The organism is Planococcus maritimus, assembly GCF_001687625.2.
Taxonomy (GTDB): Bacteria; Bacillota; Bacilli; order Bacillales_A; family Planococcaceae; genus Planococcus; species Planococcus maritimus.
The window spans coordinates 58808-83347 of sequence record NZ_CP016538.2 but is presented as its reverse complement, the minus strand read 5'-3'; the positions used below and the strand labels follow the sequence as shown (position 1 = coordinate 83347).

Here is a 24540-nt window from a genome sequence, read left to right as displayed (position 1 = left end):
TTCTGTTAAAACCACGTGCTTTCGTGTATTTATCCATTGTACACAATTTTTCGTACCGTTACATAAGAAAAACTGCCATTGTTTTACGCTAGCTTTCGATTTTACTTCGTAGGCTTTTTCTGAATTCAGTTAATCAACTTGCATCATTCAGAAAAGCTTCGATGTCACTATATGTTTCCCATAACTCTACTTCCTGCGTTTCTAGCTCTGCTGGCATCACTAAGGAAGGCAGCAGATCACGCAAAGGAACGAGCACGAACGCACGTTCATACATCCTCGGGTGCGGAATGGTCAGCTCATCTGTAGCGAGTTGCTCTTGACCATACAACAATATATCGAGGTCTACAGTGCGCGGACCCCAGCGAACGAGCCGCTCCCGCTGCAAGTTGCGCTCAACCTCTTGGCATACAGCCAAGAGGTCTAAAGGTGAAAGATCAGTTTCAAGGCGGACCGCTAGATTCAGGAATGCCCCCTGATCCAGGTAGCCCACAGGTGCTGTTTCGTAAATGGATGATATTTTCACATTAGAGATTGCTGGATTCGCTCGCAGCAAACGGACCGCTTCTTGAAGCTGCCGTTTCCGGTCTCCAAGATTCGAACCTAAAGATAGATAAGCCTCGTTCATCAGAAGTTCCCCCGCGTGATATCGATTGCTACTGATTGGTAATGGCCAGGAATCGGCGGGTCGGGTTTGATTAGCTGGACCCGCACTCCTTGAACCAGCGGGAATCGGTGTCGCAATTTAGCAGCTACTGTTTCGGCCACTGCCTCGACCAATTTTTTGGGTGTTCCTTCAATGACTTCGCGACATGTTTCGTACGCTTCGCCGTAATGGACCGTATGTTCTAGCTCATCGGTTTCTCCAGCGCGTGTTAAATCGATGGCAAGTGTCACTGTTGCCCGGAAACGCTGTCCAAGTTTCCGTTCTTCCGGAAACACGCCGTGATAGCCATAAAACTCCATCTCGTTCAAATGAATATAATCCATGTTCATCCCTCCATCCTTTTCTTTCCGGTTAAGACATCTATCATGCGGACCGTTTGCACCGTTTCTTTCACGTCGTGCACTCGTACGATTTGGCAGCCTTTCATGACGCCGAACGATACTGTAGCGAGCGAGCCTTCTAAACGCTCATCGACCGTTACACCCAGCAACTTGCCGATAAACGATTTTCGGGATGTGCCAAGAAGTACCGGGTAGCCCATCGCCACAAGTTGATCGAGCCGCTGCATCATCTCGACGTTTTGCGCTAGTGTCTTAGCGAACCCAATGCCAGGGTCGAGCCAGATATGTTCGTCAGGCACTCCCGCATCTCGCGCAATGTGAATGCTTGCCTCGAGGTCTTCTTTAACACCTTGCCAGAAGTCATCGTAAACCGCTTCAGTCCGGTTGTGCATCAAAACAATCGGCACTTGCTTGCTCGCCGCTACTCGGGCGATTTCGGAATCGTATTTAGCCCCCCAAATATCATTGATGATAGTGGCTCCTGCCTCAACTGCAGCATGCGCCACTGCAGATTTATATGTATCGATGGAAATAACCGCGTCTGTTCGTTGTCGGAGCGCACGAATCACCGGGACAACGCGGGCGATCTCTTCTTCGTCCGAGATCTGCGTGTGGCCAGGACGTGTCGATTCGCCTCCCACATCAATGATTGCTGCCCCATCCGCGAGCATTTGCTTGGCTCGCGCCACTGCTTTTTCTACATTATCGAACTGTCCGCCGTCGGAAAATGAATCCGGCGTTACATTCAAAATGCCCATTACTACCGTTTCCGTGTTCATCTCTAGGCTCATTCTGATTCACCGTCCATATAAGGATTGAAGAAATACATGTATTTCCCAGGAAATGCTTTTCTATAAACTGACTTCATCTTATCGTGAATCTGCTTTTTCTGCACAAAAAAGAGCCCTTTTTTCAAGGGCTCTTCCGCTTATCCGTTATTTTCATCAAATTGATAAAGTGGTGTGCTCAGATAGCGTTCACCGTTGGATGGCAAGATCGCCAAGACTTTTTTGCCTTTGCCAAGTCTTTTCGCGAGTTCAAGCGCGGCGTAGATAGCTGCACCTGATGAAACACCTCCGAGAATACCTTCTTCACGGGCCGTTCTACGGGCAAATTCATAAGATTGATCATTGCTTACTTGCATGATCTCGTCGTAGATTTCGGTGTTCAATACCGCCGGAACAAAACCTGCGCCGATGCCTTGGATTTTATGAGGACCGGGTTTTCCGCCAGACAAGACCGGTGAATCGGTCGGTTCAACCGCTACGATATGAACGTTTGGGAAATGCTCTTTCAATACCTGGCCAGCCCCAGTGATGGTACCGCCTGTGCCGATGCCTGCAATGAAGCCGTCCAATTGATCCATCGCTTCCACAATTTCAGGACCCGTCGTTAACCGGTGTACTTCTGGATTTGCCTGATTGTTGAACTGTTGTGGCATGAACCAATCGTTTTCGGCAGCCAATTTTTCGGCCGTTTTGATGGCACCTTTGGGACCATTCATACCATCTGGACCTGGCGTTAAGACCAATTCTGCACCATATGCACGCAATAAGTTGCGGCGTTCCATGCTCATCGTCTCAGGCATGACAAGGACGCTGCGATATCCTTTTGCTGCTGCGATCATGGCCAATCCGATTCCTGTGTTGCCGCTTGTTGGTTCGATTAAGGTATCGCCTTCTTTTAAGTCGCCGGATTTTTCAGCTGCTTCAATCATCGCCAGTGCGATACGGTCTTTGACGCTAGATCCTGGGTTGAAGTATTCCAATTTGACGTAAACTTCTGCATCTTCAGGTCCTGTTAGCCGGTTTAATTTAACAATCGGTGTTTGCCCAATCAATTCGGTAATTGAATTTCCTACTCGTGCCATGTTTACCACTCCTAATCCCCACTATTTTTGTCGACATTATTTGCTTCATCGTATCAATTGCACCGAGAACTGTCAATTTCCTGAGCGCATCGCCAAATCATTCCCCTTCGCCATAAAACCATTCAGCGTCGAATTCTTGCCAAAAGGCTTCGGGCGAAACGGATTGAGGCAATTGCTCAAGTGCCAGCTCGCGGCTGATGTGCTCTTTCACTTCATCAAAGCCGAATGTGCGGCCTTCGATTTTTTCTTTCACCGTAATAACCGCAGTCCGGCCATCTTCAAGTACGAGCGGAGCGGACCAAGAGCCCGGTTCGATGCTTTCCACCGTTTTCGCGATTTGTGGATCGATCGAAGCTTGACCTGGAGACACAAAGCCGATATCACCGCCTAGGTTGCCAGTGGCATTATCGATCGAGCGCTCGCGTGCAAGTGCCTCGAAACTCGAGCCATTGTCGAGCTCTTTGATCGCTTCTTCCGCTTCCGCCTTGGAATTCAAAACAATCATGCTCGTGCGGTATGAATCTTTGACATCGTAGATTGCACGGTTGTCTTCGTAGAAATCTTCGATGGCCTGATCTTCGATGAGGACATCTTTCGTCAAGACCTTCTCCAAGATCAATTGCGCTTTTACTTTGTCGCGCTGACGTTCGCTGTCACTCGCATACAACAACTCTTCAGTCCCGTCCTGCGCAGTTCGCATCATCGCCAGTTCCAGATCGATTTCTTTATCCGATACTTCGATCCCGTAATCATCTGCCGCAGCGGCCATGACTTTTTCATTGACCAATTCCAACAGAGCGGCGCGGCCATGCTGTTGTTCCATGGCCGCCAACCATTCAGCACGCGTGATTTCTTCTCCATCCACCGCTGCGACTTCTTCATTTGTGGCACTGCTGCCGTTGGGGATAAGCCAAGCGATAAACCACAACACATTCGCCAGCAATAAAATACCAATCACCAGCAACACCGGTTTGGTTTTCAAGTGACGTTTTTGCTTGTGCGGTGTCGCGTTAGTTCGATTCGAGTTCATTGAGCAACGCTTCCAATTCTGCTTTGTTGTAATGGTACTTTTCGTGACAGAAATGACATTCGGTTTCCGCCTCGCCGTCTGTTTCGATTATTTGGCGGATTTCTTCTTTTCCAAGCCCCATGATGCCTTCTGCGAATTTTTCTTTAGAACACGTACATTGAAACTGCACGGGCATTTCTTCGAGAATTTGAACATTGTCTTTTCCTAGTACTTCTTCCAAGATCTCTTCAGGCGTGAGCCCTCGCTGAATCATGGAGGAAACCGGTTCGATGTTCGCCAATCGTTGTTCGATCAATGTGATAGTTTCGTCGTCGATGTCAGGCATCAATTGAATGATAAAGCCGCCTGCTGCGAGCACGGAATTGTCGGTATCGACCAGCACACCAAGGCCAACAGAAGAAGGCACTTGTTCGGAGACGACGAAATAATAAGTCAAGTCTTCTGCGATTTCGCCGGATACAATCGGTGTTTGTCCCGTGAAATAATCGCGCATGCCTTGGTCTTTGACGACAGACAGCATGCCATTTGTGCCGACAACACCTTTAACATCGAGTTTTCCGCCTTTGCTATCAACATGGCTTTGCGGATGGGCGACATAGCCGCGCACATTGCCTTTGGCGTCACTGTCGACTAATAGATGGCCGACTGGACCACCAGCTTCGATTTTCAGGGTGACGCGGTCTTCGCCTTTTAACATGGCGCCGAACATGACGCCGCCTGTCATCAAGCGGCCGAGAGCTGCTGTTGCAGCAGGCCATGTCTGGTGGCGGCGCTGCGCCTCTCCGACCGTTTGTGTCGTGTTGACTGCAAATGCACGGACATTTCCGTTAAAACCGAGTCCGCGAACTAAATAATCTGGCATATGATTCTTCCTCTCCTTACGCTTGGTTACGTTTGTAAATAAAGTGTAAGCCTTTTAATGTCAAAAACGGGTCAACATGGTCAATCATATCTGACTCTTCGGCAATCAATGGGGCAAGGCCGCCTGTTGCAATGACGGTCGGGTGCCGCTTACTTTGTTGTTTCATGCGGGTGATGATGCCTTCCGCTTGGCCGACATATCCGTAAACAATTCCTGCCTGCATCGCTGAGATGGTATTTTTGCCAACAACCGAATCGGGGCGCGCAATTTCAATGCGCGGCAATTTCGAGGCGCGCGTGTAGAGCGCTTCAGTCGAACTTTGAATACCAGGTGCGATGGCGCCACCTTGATAGTGGTTGTTTTCGTCAATGTAACAGAACGTGTTGGCGGTGCCGAAATCGACAATAATCAAAGGACCTCCGTATTCTTGTATCGCGGCGACGGCATTAACGATTCGATCTGCACCCACTTCACGCGGGTTTTCGTATTTAATATTGAGACCGGTCTTGACGCCAGGCCCGACGACTAGCGCTTTGGTATGGAAATATTTTTGTGCCATGCGCTCGAGCGCAAACATGATTGGGGGGACGACAGAGGACATGATGACCCCGTCGATTGACTCAAAGCCGAGCCCAACATGATTTAAAAATGCTTTGATCTGCATGGCGTATTCATCTTCGGTTTTGTGGCGGTCGGTTTCCATCCGCCAATGGTGCAGGAGTGTATCGTTATCGTATACGCCAAGGACGATATTGGTATTGCCGGTATCCATTACTAAGATCATAAATTCTCCCCATTTATCTGCTGAATTTCCAACACATCATACCATAATTCCGCAAAAGCAAAAAGCCGATGCCAAGCCCTTTTCAGGGCTGGCACCGGCTTTTGTTTATTTACGGTCTTCTCGGATCGGTCCTTGCGAATCAGTTGATGAGCCTTCTTCCGGCAAATCTCCTGATGACGGATCATTCGGTGCGCCCGTTACGTCCGGGTTTACCTCGTCTGTTTCCGTTTCGCTTTCTTCGTCTTTTTCGTAGTTGCCGTTCAAGGCTTCATACGAACGTTCCGGCAACGTACCGTGTTCTTTCAAATGCTGGATTTGAGCAGCATCGAGTGTTTCCACTTCAAGCAATGTGTTGGCAAGTAGCTCGAGAAGCTCGCGTTTTTCCGTGAGGATCTCTTTTGTCCGGACATATTGCTCTTTGATGATGCGTTGGATTTCTTGGTCGATCTCAAATGCGATCGCATCGGAATAGTTTTGATCCGAATTGAAGTCGCGTCCAAGGAAGACGTTGCCGCCTTGAGACTGGCCGAATTGGATTGGGCCGATCTTGTCGCTCATGCCGTACTCTGTGACCATGCTGCGGGCGATCGCTGTCGCGCGCTGGAAGTCATTGTGTGCGCCCGTGGATACTTCGCCAAAGACGATATCCTCAGCGACGCGTCCACCGAGCAAGCCGGCAATCTTATCGAGCAGTTCCGGTTTAGTCATAAAGTAACGGTCTTCACGTGGCAACATAACGGCATATCCGCCAGCTTGGCCACGCGGCACGATCGTTACTTTATGGACGATATCCGCATCATCTAGAATCAAACCGATAACGGTATGGCCAGACTCGTGATAAGCAACGATATTGCGTTCTTTTTTGGAAATGACGCGATTCTTCTTAGCTGGACCGGCAATAACGCGGTCGGTCGCTTCGTCGATATCGGCCATATCGATTTTTTTCTTATTGCGGCGAGCGGCTACAAGTGCTGCTTCGTTCAATAAGTTTTCGAGGTCTGCACCTGAGAATCCAGGCGTCCGCTGAGCGATCGCCTTCATGTCGACCGTGTCATCAAGCGGCTTGTTGCGCGCATGCACTTTCAACACTTCTTCGCGTCCTTTAACATCCGGGCGGCCAACTGTGATCTGGCGGTCAAAACGGCCAGGACGTAGAAGTGCCGGGTCCAAGATATCCGGACGGTTGGTAGCAGCAATGATGATAATGCCTTCGTTCGCACCAAAGCCATCCATTTCAACGAGCAATTGGTTGAGCGTTTGTTCACGCTCATCATGCCCGCCGCCAAGGCCGGCGCCACGTTGGCGGCCGACTGCATCGATTTCATCGATGAAGATGATACATGGTGCATTTTTCTTCGCGTTCTCGAACAAATCACGAACACGTGAAGCCCCGACGCCGACGAACATTTCGACGAAGTCTGAACCACTGATTGAGAAGAACGGCACGCCTGCTTCGCCAGCTACTGCGCGGGCAAGCAAAGTTTTACCTGTACCTGGAGGCCCGACAAGCAAGATCCCCTTCGGAATGCGGGCACCGATCTCACCAAAGCGTTTCGGATCTTTCAAAAAGTCCACTACTTCAACAAGCTCTTGCTTTTCTTCATCCGCACCAGCTACATCGTCGAAGCGGACTTTTTGTTTCTGGTCATCGTACAATTTCGCCTTGCTTTTCCCGAAGTTCATCACTCGGCCGCCACCGCCGCCTTGTGATTGGTTCAACAAGAAGAAGAACAAGATGAAGATGATGATGAATGGAATGATGCCTGTGAAGAATGAAACCCAGCCGCTTGTTTGCGGTGCTTTCAAGAATTCAACTTCTACATCTTGCGCTGTTGCGACTTCATCAATTTGTTGCGTCAATGCCTCATTTTCGATCGGCACGTTAGTAACAAACGATTCGCCTTCTTCGTAATCGGCCATCTCGCCGGTCACTTCATACACTTGTGCGTCAGGTTGGATTTTTACATTCTCAATCTCGCCTGCGTTCAATGCTTCTAGAAATTCGTTGTAGCTAATATTTTGCGTCGGTTGGTTGCTATTATTGAAAGTCCCTAGAATACCGATGATCACTAGGAATATCAGTAGATAAAATATGGTGTATCGGAATATTCGATTCATCCCGCGCCTCCTCACAAAGTTTCCCAAAACTAACCTAAATACTAACACAGGGACAAAAATGCATACAATGAAAAGCCTTTACGGCATGCTTGAAATCGTCGGCTCTTTGAACGTTCTTTGACTATTCCTCTTCGTTGCTGTAGATAGCCGGCTTAAGTATCCCAATATATGGAAGGTTGCGGTATTTTTCTGCGTAGTCGAGACCATACCCGACAACGAAAGCATCCGGCACTTCAAATCCGATGTAATCCGCTTTTAAATCCACTTTGCGGCCAGTCGGCTTGTCGAGCAGTGTAACGATTTTAATGGAATTCGCTTTGCGGTATTTAAACAAGTCCACCAAATAACTCAATGTCAGCCCACTATCGATGATGTCTTCGATGATTAGCAAATCACGGCCTTCAACACTGGCGTTCAAATCTTTGACGATTTTGACTTCCCCTGAAGAAACCGTTGCGTTGCCGTAGCTCGAAACGTCCATGAAATCCATTTCCACGTAGCCATCAAAGCGCTTCATAAGATCGCCCATGAATGGCATGGCGCCTTTTAGTACACCGATGGCGAGCGGGTATTTCCCTTCATAATCACGCGTTAATGTGTCGCCGAGTTCACGTGCTTTTTCCTGAAGTTGTTCTTCACTGATCAATACTTCTTTAATGTCTTTTTGTAGCATGGTGGGCCTCCTAGTTTCTTCCTCATTTTGCATAATCTATGCATTGTTCAATTAATACGCGATTGTCTTCCGTGCGCTTAGACCGACTCAGATAAGATGCCGTGCGCAAACGCGGCACTAATAAGACTTGATGTTTCCCGGCTACGATGATTGGCCAGTGGCCCCGTTGTTGTGACGGAACTTTTTCATCAATCATCAGCCGCGCCAATTTTTTCGCCCGGCTCATCCCCGCAAGCAAGATGCGGTCGCCCGGTTCCCTTTCACGAAGCGTGAAATCCGTTTCTTCAGAGTGAAAATACCAAAAAACGGCATTTTCTACTTCCGGCTCTTCGCCGATTGGCACAACCCGGTAACGGCAACCCCGGACAGACGGCGACCACAACTGGCCGATATCCGCCCGCTGGAACTCCGCGTGTTCTTTCAATTTTTCAAAGAACACGCGGTCGTATTGACGTATCATCCTATAATTTTGCGGCAAATGTACAAAAACGGTGCCTGAGGAACTTTGCAAAAGCTCACGCACTTGCTCTGCCAAATGGCTTGTAATTAACACTCGCTTGCCATTATATAGATAGTTTAATAGTAGTAGAACCATCCTTTTTTGTAAAGCAGAGGGATGGCTTCTGAAACTTTCAGCGGAAATCACCAATTCTTCACGAGAAGTCAGTAATTCTTCCAGTGCTTGTTTTGCAAGTTGCATAAGGAATACAGCGTCTTCATTGACTTGTTCAGCAAGCTCTGCAAAGTGCACCGCTGCACGAGGATTTTCTAAGGCTATTGCCGGCAAGAGGGTCTTGCGGATCCGGTTGCGCGTGTAGGCATCGCTCGCATTACTCGGGTCTTCACGATGCGGCACGTTGTTGAGCTCTGCATACCGTGCAATGTCCGCTTTAGTGACAGCGAGCTGCGGCCGCACGAGCGAACCTCCGCTGATCGGGCGTTTATTGCGCATGCCAAAATCGCCATGCTTCAAGCTGCCACGCATGCCGTCCATCAATAGCGTCTCCAATTGATCATCTGCGTGATGGGCCGTAATCAGTACTTCCGATTGTGTTTTCTTCATCACGAATTCGAATATGCGGTACCGCTCTTCCCGGCAAACATTTTGTGTGTTGCCGCCTTTTTCCGCTAAAATCGCAGGGACCGGTACTTGATAAAGTTCATAAGGAACGTCCCAAAGCTTGCATTGCTGTTCGACAAAGCGACTGTCTTCAGCTGATTGTTCGCCCCTTAGCATATGGTCGACATGTACCGCTGTAAGACTTATGCCGAGCTGGCGCCGCTGCTGCGATAGAAAATGCAAAAGAACCATGGAATCGATGCCGCCGGAAACACCGATGACTAGACGGCTTCCTTTATCGAATAGCTCGTATTTGTTTAAATAGCTCAGCATGGTTTGTTCATAATGATCCACGGCATGTCCTCCTGTTCTAGCTGTTTTCTATTGTAACTAAAATAAATATCGTAAAAACATAAATTGCTAATTGACACATCCGTAATGCAAGTAGTATGATATAAACTGTTCGTTTGAACAAGGCGGCGTAGCTCAGCTGGCTAGAGCGTACGGTTCATACCCGTAAGGTCGGGGGTTCGATCCCCTCTGCCGCCATCATATTAAAAAGTAGCACCTTCCATCCGTGGGAGGTGCTTTTTTTATGCTCAAAAAACATTGCCCGCCTGTGCTTCTGCTGCTTTGCGTGTTTCAGCCGATAAAAAAACGCCCTCCTAGACGGAGAAGCGTTCCATATTCGTATTTCAACTAAGTTGAAGCATTTTCTCTATGCTATTAAAACAGCTAGCAAGTTAGCCTCTTTTCGCACCACGACCGCCACGTTTAGATTCTGTGGCACGCTTAAGCGTCGACAGGTTGTCTTCGCTGTCTTTCAGGAATTTTGCCATCTTCGTTTCGAAGGTTTCCTTAGGGGCGCGGTCAAAAGAACGATTGTTCGGACGCGGACGGCTTGGACGGCTAGTACCGCCTTCTGGTTGAGGCTTCGCTTTGCGGATCGACAAACCGATTTTCCCGTCTGCTTCTACATTCATCACTTTCACTTCTACCATTTCGCCAACTTTCAAGTGATCGTTAATATCTTTCACATAGTTGTCGGCGACTTCACTAATATGCACGAGGCCTGTTGCACCGGTTGGAAGCTGTACGAACGCTCCAAAGTTTGTAATACCCGTGACTTTTCCTTCTAACTTGCTGCCTACTTCAATCGACATAAAAAAAATGCTCCTCCTTAAAATTTAAGATGACTCCGGATTCGGGCCAAATTGACAGTTTGCGGGACTAATCCCACCTTTAATTATAGCGATGAAAGGAAGAGTGTCAACCGACTACTCTTTTTCTTCGCTATCTTCTTGTGGTTTTTCGGCATCATTCGGCAAAGTGAATATGACCTCACCTTCATCCGACAAGAAATAATCTTTGCGTGCAAGCTTTGAAACATAATCGTCGTCGTTCAATAAACGGATCTGTTCTTCGAGCTTAGCTTGCTGCTTTTGCACTTCTTCAAGCTCAGCCAATTTTTCCTCTTGCAGCTGTTCTTTGCCGGCAATGGTTTGGGATTGTGCATAAATGGTCGACCCAAGCCAAATGCTCGTCAATAGCACAACCAAGCCAAACACCGCTAGCCGCCTGTACAAAACCACTTGATGCCGTTTTTTCCGTGCGTCTTCGATTTCTACAGCCCGCGTGTATTCATTTTGCAGCGGGGTCACTCCCTGATTTTCGTGCATTTTCTCTCTCTTCACTTATGGACGCCCCTTCCCAATTGATTTTGTGATTATTATACATGAAAAACATTCCATATAAAAAGATTTTCTGTAAGCCCTTTCTCCTTTTTTCCTGCATTGTTCCGGAATTTACCGGATTTTTTAGGAGTTAATAAAAATACTATTGACTTAATTTTTATGCAACACTATAATACAGGACACATCATTTTATTATAAAAATTAAACATATTGCATATATATTCATAAAAGGAGTGTGGAGCATGACAGGAAACTTACTCTTAGCAACTGGGGAATCATTTACGGGAACGTGGCACGGCACACAAACAGCTGTGCAAGGAGAGCTGGTGTTTTTCACTGGCATGACAGGCTATGAAGAAGTCATCACCGATCCATCTTATAAAGGGCAAATCATTGTTTTTTCCTATCCCTTGATCGGCCAATACGGAATTGAAACGCTTTATGCACAATCGGAACAAATTCAAGCAGCTGGCATCATCGTGTCCGAACTGTATGAAGGCCCGCTTCCTAAGCAGGCACTGTCGCTCGCACAATTTGCCAAAGCACAAGGCGTGCCGCTCCTGAGCGGTATCGACACACGCTCCGTTATCCAACAGGTTCGTGAAACAGGCACTATGCCGGCGCAGCTGCTTCACGGCACTACACCTGAAGAGCCTTGGCAACTGCTCAAGACTGACTTTTTCCCGGGCCCACACGCGACTGAAGCCAAACAGCTTGGCGAAGGCCTCTTGCATATTGGACTCATTGATTTTCATTACAAAGCTTCCATCTTAAAAGAGTTGCTTGCGCTCAACTGTCGCGTCAGCATCATCCCCTACAACGCGGCTATCGGGCTGCCTGAGGACTTGGAAGTCGACGGGCTATTGTTTTCAAACGGACCGGGAGACCCTAAAGCACTGAACAGCTGGCTGCCGGTGTACAGAGCATGGGCAGAACGCTATCCGTCCTTCGGCATTTGCCTCGGCCACCAAGTGCTAGCAGCCGCTTTCGGCGCAACAACTACAAAGCTCGCTTACGGTCATCGCGGCGCCAATCACCCGGTTAAAAATAATCAAACCGGACGCGTCAGCATGAGCTCCCAAAATCATAGCTATGTGGTCGAAGCGGACAGCTTATCGAATACGCCATTTGAGGTGTTGTACGAAAACGTTAACGATGGCAGCATTGAAGGTTTAATTCACCCACGATTGCCGATCACAACCGTTCAATTCCACCCTGAAGCAGCCCCAGGACCTGCGGATCATCTGGCCTTGTTCCACCAGTTTTTAGAAACTGTAAATGATATGAAGAAGGTGAAAATACATGCCTAAAATAGAATCCATTGAAAAAGTTCTGGTCATCGGATCCGGCGCCATTGTCATTGGTCAAGCTGCCGAGTTCGATTATTCCGGCACCCAAGCCTGCCTTGCATTAAAAGAAGAAGGCATTGAAGTCGTGCTCCTCAATAATAATCCGGCGACGATCATGACCGACAAAAGCGTCTCGGACAAAGTCTATTTCGAGCCGATGACACTCGAGTCCGCCATTCACATCATCAAAAAAGAACGCCCGGATGGCCTGCTCGCCACGGTCGGCGGCCAGACTGGCTTGAATTTGGCGATGGCCTTGGCGGATGACGGCGTCTTGGAACAATACGGCATCGAATTGCTTGGGACCGATATGGCTGCCATTAAGAAAGCGGAAGATCGCGACCAATTCCGCTCCTTGATGAAGCAGCTCGGCGAACCGGTGCCAGATTCCGATATTATTTACTCGCTCGACGGCGCGCTCGCTTTTGCAGAGCGCACGGGCTATCCCGTCATCGTGCGCCCCGCCTATACGCTCGGCGGTTTTGGCGGCGGCATCGCAAGCGATGAAGCAGCATATCTTAAACTGGTCACGCAAGGCTTGTCAGCAAGCCCAATCAAGCAATGCCTTGTCGAGACGAGCATCGCCGGCTACAAGGAAATCGAATACGAAGTAATGCGCGATGCAAACGGCACATGTATCACAGTGTGCAATATGGAGAACTTGGACCCTGTCGGCGTTCATACCGGTGATTCGATTGTCGTCGCTCCAAGCCAAACCTTGAACGATCCGGATTATCACATGCTGCGGACCTCTTGCATCCACATCATCGAAGCTCTCGGCATTATCGGCGCCTGCAATGTGCAATTCGCCCTTCATCCGGAAACCTCCGAATATTTTTTGATCGAAGTCAATCCGCGTGTCAGCCGCTCATCCGCGCTTGCTTCCAAGGCGACCGGTTACCCAATCGCCAAAATTGCCGCTAAACTGGCGCTTGGCTATACGCTCGATGAATTAAAAAATCCAGTGACCGGCACAACTTTTGCAAGCTTCGAGCCGGCACTCGATTACGTTGCCTTGAAAATCCCCCGTTGGCCATTTGATCAATTTCCTCGAGCAGACCGTACGCTCGGTACGCAAATGAAAGCGACCGGAGAAGTAATGGCGATTGAACGGCGGATGGAAGCGGCCATGCAAAAAGCATTGCGCTCGCTTGAATTGCCGCTAGACGGATTCCGCCTCCCCGCCTTAGCCGTGTTGCCGACAAGTGATTTAGTGGAACTGGCGATGCAGCCGGATGACCGCCGTTTGTTCGTGTTGTTCGAATTGCTTATCCGCGGAAAGTCTATCGAAGAACTGCATGCCCTCACCGGCATCACGCCTTATTTTTTGTATGTGTTGTCGAATATCGTTACAGAATGGCAAGATCTTTGCTCGATCCGCTGGCACGACGTCACCGCTGAGCGTTTGCTACAAGCCAAAAAACTCGGTTTCAGCGACCAGCAAATGGGCGATATTTGGAATGTGCCGGCAGCTGAAATCTGGGGGCAGCGCAGAAGCTATAAAATTTCGCCGGCTTACCGGATGATCGACACCTGTGCGGCAGAGTTCCGCTCAACGACCAATTATTTCTATTCGACTTGGGACAATCAAGGAGATGTCGACCGCTCGAATGGTGGAAAAAAAGTCGCCGTCGTCGGTTCTGGCCCAATCCGCATCGGCCAAGGCATCGAATTTGATTATTGCTGCGTGCACAGTGTCATGGCCGCACAGCAGCTTGGCTATGAGGCTATCATGATCAACAACAACCCAGAAACCGTCAGCACCGATTACGAAGTGGCAGATGCACTGTATTTCGAACCGATCACGGCGGAAGATGTCTTGAACGTCCTAGAATTCGAGGGCATACACCAAGTCATCCTCCAATTCGGTGGCCAGACGTCTCTTAATTTGGCGACAGCGTTGGAACAAGCGGGCATCACGGTGCTCGGCTCAGCAGTTGATTTATTGGATCAAATGGAAGATCGCGACCGCTTTTATGCGTTTCTCGAATCGATCGGCTTGCCGACTATCCCCGGGACGACAGCGAATGCGCCAGACCAAGTGCTGCCGGCAGCGGAAAAACTCGGCTTTCCGGTCTTGCTTCGCCCATCTTATGTTATCGGGGGACGCGGCATGATTGTACTTCACGACCAGGCGGAGCTTGAGGCTTGGCTTGCAGATGCGGACAAGGGGTTCCCTGTGTTGGTTGATCATTTCGTTACCGGTAAAGAAGCCGAGGCCGATATTTTAACGGACGGCGACAATGTGTGGGTGTCAGCAATTTTTGAGCACATCGAAGGAACCGGCGTCCATTCCGGCGACAGCATCGCGAGCACCCCACCCGTCACGCTCACTGAAGACCAGCAACAACAATTGGTGGAAACCGCTGAACACATTGCACGGCAACTGGATTACACCGGCTTATTTAACATCCAGTTCGTCTACGAAGAAGATCAATTATTCGTTATGGAAATCAATCCACGGGCTTCGCGCACGGCGCCGATCAGCTCGAAAGTGACCGATGTGCCGCTCGTCCAGCACGCGACCGCCCTATTGCTCGGCTTGCCATACGATGAACTCGGTATTGAAAAGATGTATAACGGACAGCCGGACTTCACCGTTAAAGCCCCGGTGTTCTCCCATATTAAATTGCCTGGCCTATCTCCGGTGCTGTCGCCTGAAATGATGTCGACCGGCGAAGTGATCGGCACGGCCCAGACCTTTGAAGAAGCGCTCGAGAAAGCCTTAACCGGTGCTTCTGTCCAGCTGGCAACATTAAACCCGGAGGCGACCTTGTTCGCAGCGAAAGGCAGCGACTCCCATGCGCAACTCGACGATTTCCGCACCCAAGGCCTGTCGATCATTACCGAAGACCAGCTATCTTTTGACGACTGGCTGTTATCGGCCGATGCCGCCGCCTATATTGACTTTTCCGAAACACCTGATGCCAGCCGCATGGCACAAGCGGCTATCCATCGCCTGCATGCCTGGTCACGCCCGGAGACTGCGGCTGCCTATGCCGCAAGCCACAAAACCCAATCTGAACGCTTGAAAGGAGTGCTTGCTCAATGACGATGATCATGCCGCTTGCCCCAACGATTGCCCAGGAAGATTTTCTGTCCTTGAAAGACTATCGCACCGAAGAGATTCTCGATTTGCTGAATTTGGCGATTGAATTGAAGAAACCGGAAAATAAATACTTGCCGCTATTGAAAGGAAAAATACTCGGGATGATCTTCGAGAAATCGTCGACCCGTACGCGCGTGTCTTTCGAAGCTGGCATGCTGCAGCTCGGTGGCCACGCGATGTTCTTGAGCTCGCAAGACACCCAGCTCGGCCGCGGGGAAACGATTGCGGATACGGCACGTGTGTTGTCGGGGTATTTGGACGGGTTGATGATCCGTACTTTCCATCAATCCGCGGTAGAAGAGTTAGCAGAATTTAGTTCGATTCCCGTCATCAATGGCTTGACTGATGATTACCATCCCTGCCAAGTGCTTGCTGATTTGATGACGTTTCAGGAGCATTTCGGTGATTTTAAAGGCCGCAAGCTGGCATACATCGGGGACGGCAATAATATGGCCAATTCCTTGATGATCGGTGCGGCGAAAGTCGGGCTCGACATCGCGATCGCCGCTCCGAAAGGTTACGAACCGCAAGCGGAGATGGTCGAACTCGCACAAGCCATCGCGAAAGATACCGGTTCTGTGGTGACGGTGACGAATGACCCAATCCTGGCAGTCACAGAAAGCGACGCCATCTATACTGATGTCTGGGCGAGCATGGGCCAGGAAGCAGAAGCTATCCAGCGCTTGAATGACTTCACAGGGTTTCAAGTAAATGCAGAGCTCGTTCAGCACGCGAAAGCGGACTACATTTTTATGCATTGCCTCCCTGCACATCGCGAGGAAGAAGTGACGACCGCTGTTTTGGAAGGGTCGCATTCGGTTATTTTCCAGGAGGCCGAAAACCGCTTGCATGCCCAAAAAGCCGTGCTTGTGACTTTGATGGGGGATTGAACGGATATACGTTGGGAGCCTTGCCTGTAAATGGCGAGGCTCTTTTTTGTTTTCGGATTTTTGGCGGTAGAGAGCTTTAATGTGTGGGGAGAAGTTTTGCTTTTTTGCCTCACTTTGGTAGTCGCCGCCTCGCTTGGGGTTGGCCTTTCACAATGAGCCAGAAACCCCCTGTCTCATTGCTTCGGCTCACCCTTGTGCGCGTGGCGGCTTGGATATTTCATTGATGAGGATAAGTGAGGCAGTTCCGGTTTTTGTGTGAGTCGTCCGCTTTTGGGTATGTCGCTTAATGGGTTAAGCGAGTTGGGCCATGCAGTTTGTGTGCGACAGGGTTCGTTCATTGTTTTTTACATCGCTTTGTTAGCCGCCGCATCGCTTTGGGTTGGCCTTTCTCAATGAGCCAGAAACCCGCTGTCTCATTGCTTCGGCTCACCCTTATGCGCGTGGCGGCTTGGATATTTCATTGATGAGGATGAGTCAGATGGATTCGGTTTTGTCTGATTCGTCCGCTTTTGGGTATGTTGCTTAATTGGTTGAGAGAGTCCGGTCATGCAGTTTGTTTGCGACAAGGTTCGTTCATTGTTTTTTGCATCGCTTTGGTAGTTGCCGCCTCGCTTGGGGTTGGCCTTTCACAATGAGCCAGAAACCCGCTGTCTCATTGCTTCGGCTCACCCTTGTGCGCGTGGCGGCTTGGATATTTCATTGATGAGGATAAGTGAGGCAGTTCCGGTTTTGTGTGAGTCGTCCACTTTTGGGTATGTCGCTTAATGGGATAAGAGATTCTGGCCATGCAGTTTGTGTGCGACAGGGTTCGTTCATTGTTTTTTGCATCGCTTTGCCGTCGCCGCCTCGCTCGGGGTTGAGCTCCCGCCATGAGCCAGGAAGAACGCCTGTCTCTTGGCTTCGCTTCACCCTTTTGCGCGAGGGGCTTAGATATTTCATTGAATCGAATGAGTCAGGTGGTTTCGGTTCTGTATGGTTCGTCCGCCTTTGAATATGTCGCTTATTTGGCAATGCATATGCTAAACAAAATTAATAAACTGGTCTACTGAGAAAAAGTGTACTTTATTTCTTCATTCCCCTAGGCAAGCGTCCGCCCGAAGCGCAATCTCCACTCCTCACTCTTACACACCAAAACTTACGACAATACAAAAAGAACCCAGCCACTACCCGGCTGGGTTCTTTTTCATTTTCTATGCTTCGTCATCCACAAAGCCTGGTTCTACTTTGTCCAGCTTTTCTTCATTGAGGATGGTGTACATTTCCGCGGTTTGTTCTTTGCGGACGTTTTCGCGTAATTGGTCGATGCGGGCAGTGACCACTTTTTGCCCGAAGCGGATTTGCAGTTCGTCGCCTTCTTTGATGACGCTGCTCGCCTTCGCTTTATTGCCATTGACCAGAATGCGGCCTTGGTCGGCTACTTCTTTCGCCAAAGTACGGCGTTTGATCAAGCGTGATACTTTCAGGAATTTATCGAGTCTCATGATCTTCTCCCTCTCCGTGTCCAGCTTTCGCTTCGTTCCAGAAGCTATCGAGCTGGTCTAATGTGTAATCTGAAAATGTGCGGCCGTCTTCTTGTGCACGGCGTTCCACGTGCGAAAAGCGCGTACGGAATTTGCGGTTGGCCTGGACCATCGCTTGTTCCGGCGATAAGCCGTAAAAACGCGCGATGTTGACGAGTGTGAACAACAAGTCGCCAAATTCATCGAGCTGCTGGTCTTTGGAACCATTCGCCAGCTCCACTTTGAACTCCTGCAATTCTTCTTCGAACTTCGTCCATGCGCCGTCTGCGTCTTTCCACGTAAAGCCTACTTTCGCTGCCTTCTTCTGGTAATTATATGAGGTCAAGAGCGAAGAGCTGTAACGATCTTGGCCATCAAGCAGCGACTCGCCTTCTGGTTTTTCCTGCTGCTTGATGGCTTGCCAATTATCGACCACTTCCCCAGCAGAGGAAACTTCCACATCTCCAAAGACATGCGGGTGGCGTCGGATCATCTTGTCGCTGATGGTCGCTAGGACGTCTTCGAGCTGGAAATAGCCATTATCCTGGCCAATTTGTGCGTGCAAGAATACTTGAAGCAGCACATCACCCAGTTCTTCCGCGATCGCTTCGTCATCTTCCTCCTCAATCGCCTGCAGCAGTTCATGCGCCTCTTCGAGTAAATAAGGACGCAAGGATTCATGCGTCTGCTCGCGATCCCACGGGCAGCCTTCCGGACCTCTCAGTTTCGCGATGATGTCACGGAAGGTTTGCCATTCGTTCATGCGCTGTGCCTGTTCCGTTGCAGGCGGCACGTAGACAGTCGTCAAATTATCGATTTCCGCCGAGCGGTCGAGTGCGTGAAGCGGCACGGTGCGCAAGTGCTCTGATGCAGCACCGGCTGCTGTGACGATTGTCACCGGATAATCGTCCGGGTATTTCTCCATCAAGGATAGTTTTACTTCCGAGGCGCTAAACTGATCGTAGACTTGCGCAATCAATAAATGATCCGTCATATTCAAGCGATTGCTATCAAGACCAGTGCCATCGACAAGCTGAAACCCTTCAATCGGATCGATGCGCAAGGCGCCGAATATGGCGTCAAGAAAGCTTTGCCCACCGGCGATCGATAGTGTACAGCGTCCTGCTTGTTCAGCTTCAATTAAAAACTGTACGGTCTGTTCCGCGACGAGCGGATGTCCCGGTACTGCGTAATAGACCGGTCCATTCTCCGCAAGCGCGATCAGCGTCTCGGCGATTTCCTGATACACCGGCGCAAAATCGTCATGTTTTTCGTAAATTGCATCAAAACTCTCGTAACGTAAGCCTTCTGTTTCTAGCTCTTTGACGACAGGATGTTCGGCTGTCCGCAAATACAGCGGATCCGCTTCTTTTAGCGTGCGGTACACGCCAAGCGGCAATTGCAGAAGATCCCCAGCGCCAAGGCCGAGTATATGAATGGTATGCATTGTCTAACTCCTTTTCTTTCGTGGGTTGAGCGCCAACTGCAACGCAGCCAGTCGCCGGCCGAACGGAATGATATACCATTCCCTCTCAGTAATAATCCGTGATTTCATTACAATCAGCAAAAACACCACCGCACCAAGCGGCACCGCTGTCAGCGTCATAAAGATCGCTTCAATGCGGCCTGGCCATGATAAAAGCGGCACGATGAAGGCTTCGTATCCGAACACGGCAGCGGCCATTGCGATGGATGCAGCCATGAGCCAACCGTAAAAACGAGCGTGCGCAAAGTGCATTGCCCAAACCTTTTTAAAATACCAGATGAGTGCTGCTGCAATAAAACCTAAGCCGATATTGCCAGCAACGGCGGCCCCGGTAATGCCGTAGCCAGGCACCAGCCATAAATTTCCGGCCAATTTCAGCAGCAAGCCAGTCCCCAGCAGCAATGCCGGCACACGGATTTTTCCAAAACCGTAGAGAATCGCCGTCAATACCAGTACGAGCGACATCGAAACGATTTGCCAATTAAAGACGATCAGTGCGAAAGAACCGTCCGGTGTTTTAAACAAAGCTTCATTGACATACGGCATGACCAGCGTCAGACCGGCTGAAGCTGCGACCGCAAACAATACGGAAACGCGAAAAGCGAGACTCGCGTAAAGCTCGGGATTGCGGCCAGTTTTTTGTTGCATCGTACGGGCAATGAGCGGCACGAGCGACAGCGTTAGAGATGTCGCCAGCAAAATGCCGAATTGCACGAGCGGTTGGGCGCGGTCGTAAATGCCTTTTTGCTCCATCGCCGCTGTTGCGCCAAGTGTCTGTTCGAGCAAGCGGTAGATCGTGAACGAATCGACGAGCTGAAACAAGACCAGCAACAGCGAACTCATGCTAACACTGAGGCTCGTCCACAATAGTTTTTTTACCGTCGCACTGCGAACAACAGCATTCGTGCGCTCGCGTTGTCTCCGGTAAGAACGCCATAATAATAAGGCCGCCACCAAGGCGCCAGCACCAGCAGCTGCGATCGCCACTTGCCCCGCCGCATAAAGCGATAAGCCGGAACGGACTGCGGCAAAAGCGCCAATCAGAATCACCCCAACGCGTATGGCTTGTTCGGTAACTTGTGCAGTAGCGACCGGTGCCATATCACCTGCTGCTTGCAAGCGCCCTTTCATGATCGCAAGCGGCGCCATGAAAACGACCGCAAAAGCACCGGCACGAAGCAAACTAGCAAGCAAAGGGTCACCCATCCATCCCGCGAGCGTCTCTGCACCAAAATAGAGCGCCGAAAAGGCGGCCGCGGAAATAACGGCAATAAGCCAAAATGCGGAACGTAAAATGCCGGCGTGTTCCGCGTTTTCATGTTCTGCCAATAATTTCGACATCGACACTGCAAAACCGTAGGATGCCCAAATGCCGAAGATCGCAACAAACGGGTAGATTTGCTGATAAATATAAAACCCTTCATCACCGACCAGGTTTTGAAACGGTACCCGGTAAATGGCACTCAATAGTTTCACAGCAAATCCTGCGAGTGTCAGTAATGCCGCGCCTTTTAAAAAGCTGTTCATGGAATGCTGCGCCGTCATATGCCGACCTCCCGCATCACCCGACAGACGCCTCTTCCCTGACAGAATCCGCCAGAATCTCCATCATGCCCTCAAGCACATCGAATGGATGATGCTTGCCGGTTTTTTTGCCGTCTATCGTCAATACGAGTGCCTGGCCGCTCATCGTAAAGCCGACGGCACGCCCGTAGCTGCCGGAAGCTTCGACGACTTTCCCGCCATCGATTGCTTCTGTTCCGGCATCGCTTAATTTAACCGTAACGCGGTCTCCTTGCTGTTTAATGGAGTCGGCACCGGCAGCGCGCGCCCAGACTTTCATACGGGCAATGCGCAGCAATTGTTCGGCTTCCATCGGCACATCACCGAAACGGTCGATTAATTCATCCTGCAAATCGCGCATTTCTTCTGCTGTTTCCATGTTTTTAACGCGCTTGTACATTTGAATCTTTTGGTAGCCATCAGCAATATAGCTGTCTGGAATATAGGCATCTTCTGCCAGCGAGATTTCCACTTCTGGCACGACTTCTTTCTTCATGCCGGTTCGGCGTTCCTCGATTGCTTCTTCGAGCATTTGTGAATACAAATCGAAACCGACGGAATCGATAAAGCCGTGTTGCTGGGAGCCGAGCAAATTGCCCGCCCCGCGGATCGACAAATCGCGCATGGCGATTTTAAAGCCTGAGCCGAGTTCGGTAAATTCTTTGATTGCCATCAAGCGTTTTTCCGCAACATCGGTCAGCACTTTGTCACGTTGGTACATGAAATAGGCATAGGCCACGCGGCTCGAGCGCCCGACGCGCCCACGCAATTGGTAAAGCTGCGACAAGCCCATGCGATCGGCATCATAGACGATGAGCGTGTTGACGTTCGGGATGTCGATGCCGGTTTCGATAATCGTCGTCGTCACTAAGACGTCGTACTCGCCGTCGAGAAAGCCGAGAATGATCGATTCGAGTTCGGTCTCAGACATCTGCCCATGCGCATAGCCGACGCGAGCTTCCGGCACAAGCTGCTGGATCTCATCTACTTTGCGGCTCATATCGCTGACTCGGTTGTACAAATAAAATACTTGTCCGCCGCGCGCCATTTCACGTTCGATCGCTTCGCGCACGAGCCCGCCGTTATTTTCCATGACGTAGCTTTGTACCGGGAATCGGTTGGCAGGAGGCGTTTCGATAACGGATAAGTCGCGTACACCGATCATCGACATATGCAAGGTGCGCGGAATCGGCGTCGCCGTCAACGTCAAGACGTCCACCGTCGATTTTAATTGCTTGATCTTTTCTTTATGGGTCACCCCAAAACGCTGTTCTTCATCGATGATCAATAAGCCAAGATCTTTATAGACGACATCTTTTGATAAAATGCGGTGCGTGCCCACAACGATGTCGACCGATCCGTTTTTCAGCCCTTTGACTGTTTCGGTTTGCTGTTTTTTCGAACGGAAGCGGCTCATGAGGCCCACTTCAATTGGGTAATCCTTGAAACGCTCGCTCATCGTTTCGAAATGCTGCTGGGCGAGAATGGTCGTCGGCACAAGGAATGCTACTTGCTTGCCGTCTAGCACCGCTTTAAATGCCGCACGAATGGCGACTTCCGTTTTGCCATAGCCAACATCGCCGCAGATCAAGCGGTCCATCGGGCGTTTTCTCTCCATGTCTTTTTTCACTTCGTCAATCGAGCGCAATTGGTCAGGCGTTTCCTCGTAAGGGAACTCCGTTTCAAATTGGCGCTGCATGTCTTGGTCTTCACTGAACGTAAAGCCTTCGAGCGCTTCGCGTTCTGCGTACAGTTTGATCAAATCATCGGCAATGTCCTGGACAGCGGCCGATACTTTCGTGCGCGTCTTCTTCCATTCAACGCCGCCCATCTTATGGAGCTTCGGCTCTTTTTCTTCCGAAGCGATGTATTTCTGGACGAGGTCGATTTTGTCGACGGGCACAAATAGTTTATCGTCACCTTTATAAACAATGTGCAAATAATCTTTATGAACGCCGCCGCTCTCGAGTGTTTCAATGCCGATAAAGCGGCCGATGCCGTGGTGGATGTGAACGATGTAATCCCCAGGCTTAATCTCCGAATAGCTCTTGATGCGCTCGGCATTGGTCAATTTTTGGGCGCGGGTTTTTTTCTTCGGCTGCTTTTTGAAGAGTTCTGCATCCGTAATGACAGCCATTCGCTGCAGTGGCATCTCAAAGCCACTGGACAACTCCCCATCAACCAAATAGGTTTTGCCATCTTGCAATTCAGTAGCGGCCGTAATAATTTCCGCTTCCATGTCGTAATCATCCAGCACAGAACGTACTTTTTGCAGTCGCTCTTCGCCGCTGGCCACGACAAATACTTGGAACTTGCCGAGCGTCCAGCGTTCCATTTCGGCTTGCAATAAATTCATCTGCCCGTGGAACGATTGCATCGGCTTGCAAGAGTAGGCAAGCGATTTTTTGATTGTGACGAGTGGAAATGTCCGCGTAAAGAGCGACAGGAAATTGGCCGGCTGCTGGAGCTTCGCCAACACTTCCCGGAATGGGTACGCTAGCTGAACATCGTGGAGAAATTTGCCTTCTTCAAGAAGCGACACCGTCCACTCCGCTTCTTCGCGTTCTAGCGTTTCGGTCATTTCCTGTATGCGTCCAAGTTCATCGAAAAACACCACGCCGTCATTAGGGAAATAATCGCCGAGAAAAGCGGATTGCGAATCGACCAAGGCGGCATATTTCGCCAACTGTTCAGGCTCATCGCCGCTTCTGAGCGTGTCGATATCGTTTTGGATGTATTGCATCATCAACTCTTTCGTATCGTCATCCTTGAGTTTCTTCAGACTCGCCGATAGTTGGTCTTCGATGCGGTCTGCAAGCATTCGCTTCTGCCCTGCCGACAAAACCAATTCGACGGCTGGCAAAATGCACAAAGAGTGTATTTTTTCGAGTGAGCGCTGATCTTCCGCCGAAAACAAGCGAATGGAATCCACTTCTGTATCGAAGAGCTCGATGCGTACCGGATGCTCAAAGTGCAGCGGGTAGACATCCAAAATGCCGCCGCGCAAGGCGAATTCTCCAGGAGAAGTCACCATGGTTGTACGGGAATAGCCCATTGCGACAAGCTTCAATAGCCAGCTTTCCGTATCGAGCTCGTCTCCGTCTTCTACACGTAAAGTCGCCCCGTCCCATTGTGCCGGGGATGGCAGCAATTTACGCAAGCCCGAAACCGGCGTCACGTAGATGCCTGTACCGGTCGATTTCATGTGATCAAGCGTATCGATCCGATGGGCGCGCAGTTCCGGACCTGAAAAGGCAATATCCGCCGCAATCGTTTCTTCTGCCGGATACAACCGGACACGCTGCTCCCCCATCAGCCGGACCAAATCGTCATAGACTCTTTGGGCATGCAGTAAATTCGGCGTTACGACAAGCAGCGGCTTGTCCAGCTCTTCATGGACCGTTTGGTAAAAAATAGGCCGGGCGCTGCCAGATAATCCAGAAATCAATTGATGGTCCTGGCCTTTCTTCAGTTCGTTGATAAATGATTGAGTATGGGAATCCCCTAAAAATGCCTGCAAAATATGCTTCATGAAGATTCCTCCTTCC

General features: G+C 50.0%; 19 protein-coding genes and 1 tRNA gene. 4 read left to right on the top strand and 16 right to left on the bottom strand.

The features are described 5' to 3' along the window. Window positions 1-133: 133 nt before the first annotated feature. From folK to tilS, 10 genes are all read right to left on the bottom strand, one after another. A complete protein-coding gene (folK, locus tag BBI11_RS00375) occupies window positions 134-628 on the bottom strand; it encodes a 2-amino-4-hydroxy-6-hydroxymethyldihydropteridine diphosphokinase (RefSeq protein ID WP_068459614.1) in 495 nt (164 codons plus the stop codon). Further along, window positions 625-987, bottom strand: a complete 363-nt coding sequence (gene folB / locus BBI11_RS00370; RefSeq protein WP_068459612.1) for a dihydroneopterin aldolase — start codon at window positions 985-987, stop codon at window positions 625-627. Before folB ends, folK begins: the two co-directional genes overlap by 4 nt. Window positions 988-989: 2 nt before the next feature. Beyond that, complete coding sequence (gene folP, locus BBI11_RS00365; protein ID WP_237150300.1) at window positions 990-1784, bottom strand: dihydropteroate synthase; 795 nt, start codon at window positions 1782-1784, stop codon at window positions 990-992. 149 nt (window positions 1785-1933) lie between these two features. Then, a complete protein-coding gene (gene cysK / locus BBI11_RS00360) occupies window positions 1934-2875 on the bottom strand; it encodes a cysteine synthase A (protein WP_068459608.1) in 942 nt (313 codons plus the stop codon). A gap of 97 nt (window positions 2876-2972) precedes the next feature. Continuing rightward, window positions 2973-3905 carry a peptidyl-prolyl cis-trans isomerase gene (locus BBI11_RS00355; protein WP_068459606.1) on the bottom strand — a complete coding sequence of 311 codons (933 nt, stop codon included), beginning with the start codon at window positions 3903-3905 and terminating at the stop codon, window positions 2973-2975. Next, window positions 3886-4767 carry an Hsp33 family molecular chaperone HslO gene (gene hslO / locus BBI11_RS00350; protein ID WP_068459604.1) on the bottom strand — a complete coding sequence of 294 codons (882 nt, stop codon included), beginning with the start codon at window positions 4765-4767 and terminating at the stop codon, window positions 3886-3888. Before hslO ends, BBI11_RS00355 begins: the two co-directional genes overlap by 20 nt. Window positions 4768-4783: 16 nt before the next feature. Beyond that, window positions 4784-5551 (bottom strand): type III pantothenate kinase, encoded by a 768-nt coding sequence (locus BBI11_RS00345; RefSeq protein WP_068459602.1) that lies wholly within the window; start codon window positions 5549-5551, stop codon window positions 4784-4786. A gap of 105 nt (window positions 5552-5656) precedes the next feature. Next, entirely contained in the window at window positions 5657-7669 is a 2013-nt protein-coding gene (gene ftsH / locus BBI11_RS00340) for an ATP-dependent zinc metalloprotease FtsH (RefSeq protein ID WP_068459600.1), read from the bottom strand. A gap of 121 nt (window positions 7670-7790) precedes the next feature. Beyond that, window positions 7791-8342 carry a hypoxanthine phosphoribosyltransferase gene (hpt, locus tag BBI11_RS00335; protein WP_068459598.1) on the bottom strand — a complete coding sequence of 184 codons (552 nt, stop codon included), beginning with the start codon at window positions 8340-8342 and terminating at the stop codon, window positions 7791-7793. A 22-nt stretch (window positions 8343-8364) separates the two neighbouring features. Continuing rightward, entirely contained in the window at window positions 8365-9756 is a 1392-nt protein-coding gene (gene tilS, locus BBI11_RS00330) for a tRNA lysidine(34) synthetase TilS (RefSeq protein ID WP_156889017.1), read from the bottom strand. A gap of 121 nt (window positions 9757-9877) precedes the next feature. On the opposite strand from tilS, the gene BBI11_RS00325 reads away from it, so the two are divergent. Further along, window positions 9878-9951 (top strand) — tRNA-Met (locus BBI11_RS00325). Window positions 9952-10145: 194 nt separating this feature from the next. On the opposite strand, the gene BBI11_RS00320 is transcribed toward BBI11_RS00325, so the two are convergent. Beyond that, window positions 10146-10565 carry a S1 domain-containing RNA-binding protein gene (locus tag BBI11_RS00320; RefSeq protein ID WP_058382215.1) on the bottom strand — a complete coding sequence of 140 codons (420 nt, stop codon included), beginning with the start codon at window positions 10563-10565 and terminating at the stop codon, window positions 10146-10148. 114 nt (window positions 10566-10679) lie between these two features. Further along, window positions 10680-11096: an FtsB family cell division protein gene (locus tag BBI11_RS00315; RefSeq protein ID WP_237150299.1), complete on the bottom strand. Its 417-nt coding sequence runs from the start codon at window positions 11094-11096 to the stop codon at window positions 10680-10682. A gap of 242 nt (window positions 11097-11338) precedes the next feature. Here BBI11_RS00315 and BBI11_RS00310 point away from each other — a divergent pair, with 242 nt between their 5' ends. Genes BBI11_RS00310 through argF form a run of 3 tightly spaced genes read left to right on the top strand, consistent with a single transcriptional unit; the run spans window position 11339 to window position 16444 of the window. Beyond that, window positions 11339-12406 (top strand): carbamoyl phosphate synthase small subunit, encoded by a 1068-nt coding sequence (locus BBI11_RS00310; protein WP_068459594.1) that lies wholly within the window; start codon window positions 11339-11341, stop codon window positions 12404-12406. Next, the gene (locus BBI11_RS00305) at window positions 12399-15497 is read left to right on the top strand and encodes a carbamoyl-phosphate synthase (glutamine-hydrolyzing) large subunit (RefSeq protein WP_068459593.1); all 3099 of its coding nucleotides are present in this window, start codon (window positions 12399-12401) and stop codon (window positions 15495-15497) included. Before BBI11_RS00310 ends, BBI11_RS00305 begins: the two co-directional genes overlap by 8 nt. Next, entirely contained in the window at window positions 15494-16444 is a 951-nt protein-coding gene (gene argF / locus BBI11_RS00300) for an ornithine carbamoyltransferase (protein WP_068459591.1), read from the top strand. Before BBI11_RS00305 ends, argF begins: the two co-directional genes overlap by 4 nt. Before the next feature lie 1190 nt (window positions 16445-17634). Here the strand turns inward: argF and BBI11_RS00295 are convergent. From BBI11_RS00295 to mfd, 4 genes are read right to left on the bottom strand one after another with little or no spacing between them, the layout of a single operon-like run. Then, on the bottom strand, window positions 17635-17925 hold the full coding sequence (locus BBI11_RS00295; RefSeq protein ID WP_068459589.1) for an RNA-binding S4 domain-containing protein: 291 nt from the start codon (window positions 17923-17925) through the stop codon (window positions 17635-17637). Continuing rightward, window positions 17912-19390, bottom strand: a complete 1479-nt coding sequence (gene yabN, locus BBI11_RS00290) for a bifunctional methyltransferase/pyrophosphohydrolase YabN (protein WP_068459587.1) — start codon at window positions 19388-19390, stop codon at window positions 17912-17914. The genes BBI11_RS00295 and yabN overlap by 14 nt, the downstream gene beginning before the upstream one ends. 3 nt (window positions 19391-19393) lie before the next feature. Continuing rightward, complete coding sequence (locus BBI11_RS00285; protein WP_068459585.1) at window positions 19394-20974, bottom strand: putative polysaccharide biosynthesis protein; 1581 nt, start codon at window positions 20972-20974, stop codon at window positions 19394-19396. 16 nt (window positions 20975-20990) lie between these two features. Beyond that, the gene (gene mfd / locus BBI11_RS00280) at window positions 20991-24524 is read right to left on the bottom strand and encodes a transcription-repair coupling factor (RefSeq protein ID WP_068459583.1); all 3534 of its coding nucleotides are present in this window, start codon (window positions 24522-24524) and stop codon (window positions 20991-20993) included. Window positions 24525-24540: the final 16 nt, after the last annotated feature.

Bases quoted from the DNA above. Each gene is read 5' to 3' on its own strand.
- argF (WP_068459591.1), top strand. From the start codon at position 15,494: ATGACGATGATCATGCCGCTTGCCCCAACGATTGCCCAGGAAGATTTT.
- hpt (WP_068459598.1), bottom strand. From the start codon at position 8,342: ATGCTACAAAAAGACATTAAAGAAGTATTGATCAGTGAAGAACAACTT.
- mfd (WP_068459583.1), bottom strand. From the start codon at position 24,524: ATGAAGCATATTTTGCAGGCATTTTTAGGGGATTCCCATACTCAATCA.
- BBI11_RS00345 (WP_068459602.1), bottom strand. From the start codon at position 5,551: ATGATCTTAGTAATGGATACCGGCAATACCAATATCGTCCTTGGCGTA.
- hslO (WP_068459604.1), bottom strand. From the start codon at position 4,767: ATGCCAGATTATTTAGTTCGCGGACTCGGTTTTAACGGAAATGTCCGT.
- folP (WP_237150300.1), bottom strand. From the start codon at position 1,784: ATGAACACGGAAACGGTAGTAATGGGCATTTTGAATGTAACGCCGGAT.
- BBI11_RS00295 (WP_068459589.1), bottom strand. From the start codon at position 17,925: ATGAGACTCGATAAATTCCTGAAAGTATCACGCTTGATCAAACGCCGT.
- BBI11_RS00355 (WP_068459606.1), bottom strand. From the start codon at position 3,905: ATGAACTCGAATCGAACTAACGCGACACCGCACAAGCAAAAACGTCAC.
- BBI11_RS00310 (WP_068459594.1), top strand. From the start codon at position 11,339: ATGACAGGAAACTTACTCTTAGCAACTGGGGAATCATTTACGGGAACG.
- BBI11_RS00305 (WP_068459593.1), top strand. From the start codon at position 12,399: ATGCCTAAAATAGAATCCATTGAAAAAGTTCTGGTCATCGGATCCGGC.
- yabN (WP_068459587.1), bottom strand. From the start codon at position 19,390: ATGCATACCATTCATATACTCGGCCTTGGCGCTGGGGATCTTCTGCAA.
- BBI11_RS00320 (WP_058382215.1), bottom strand. From the start codon at position 10,565: ATGTCGATTGAAGTAGGCAGCAAGTTAGAAGGAAAAGTCACGGGTATT.
- ftsH (WP_068459600.1), bottom strand. From the start codon at position 7,669: ATGAATCGAATATTCCGATACACCATATTTTATCTACTGATATTCCTA.
- BBI11_RS00285 (WP_068459585.1), bottom strand. From the start codon at position 20,974: ATGACGGCGCAGCATTCCATGAACAGCTTTTTAAAAGGCGCGGCATTA.
- folB (WP_068459612.1), bottom strand. From the start codon at position 987: ATGGATTATATTCATTTGAACGAGATGGAGTTTTATGGCTATCACGGC.
- cysK (WP_068459608.1), bottom strand. From the start codon at position 2,875: ATGGCACGAGTAGGAAATTCAATTACCGAATTGATTGGGCAAACACCG.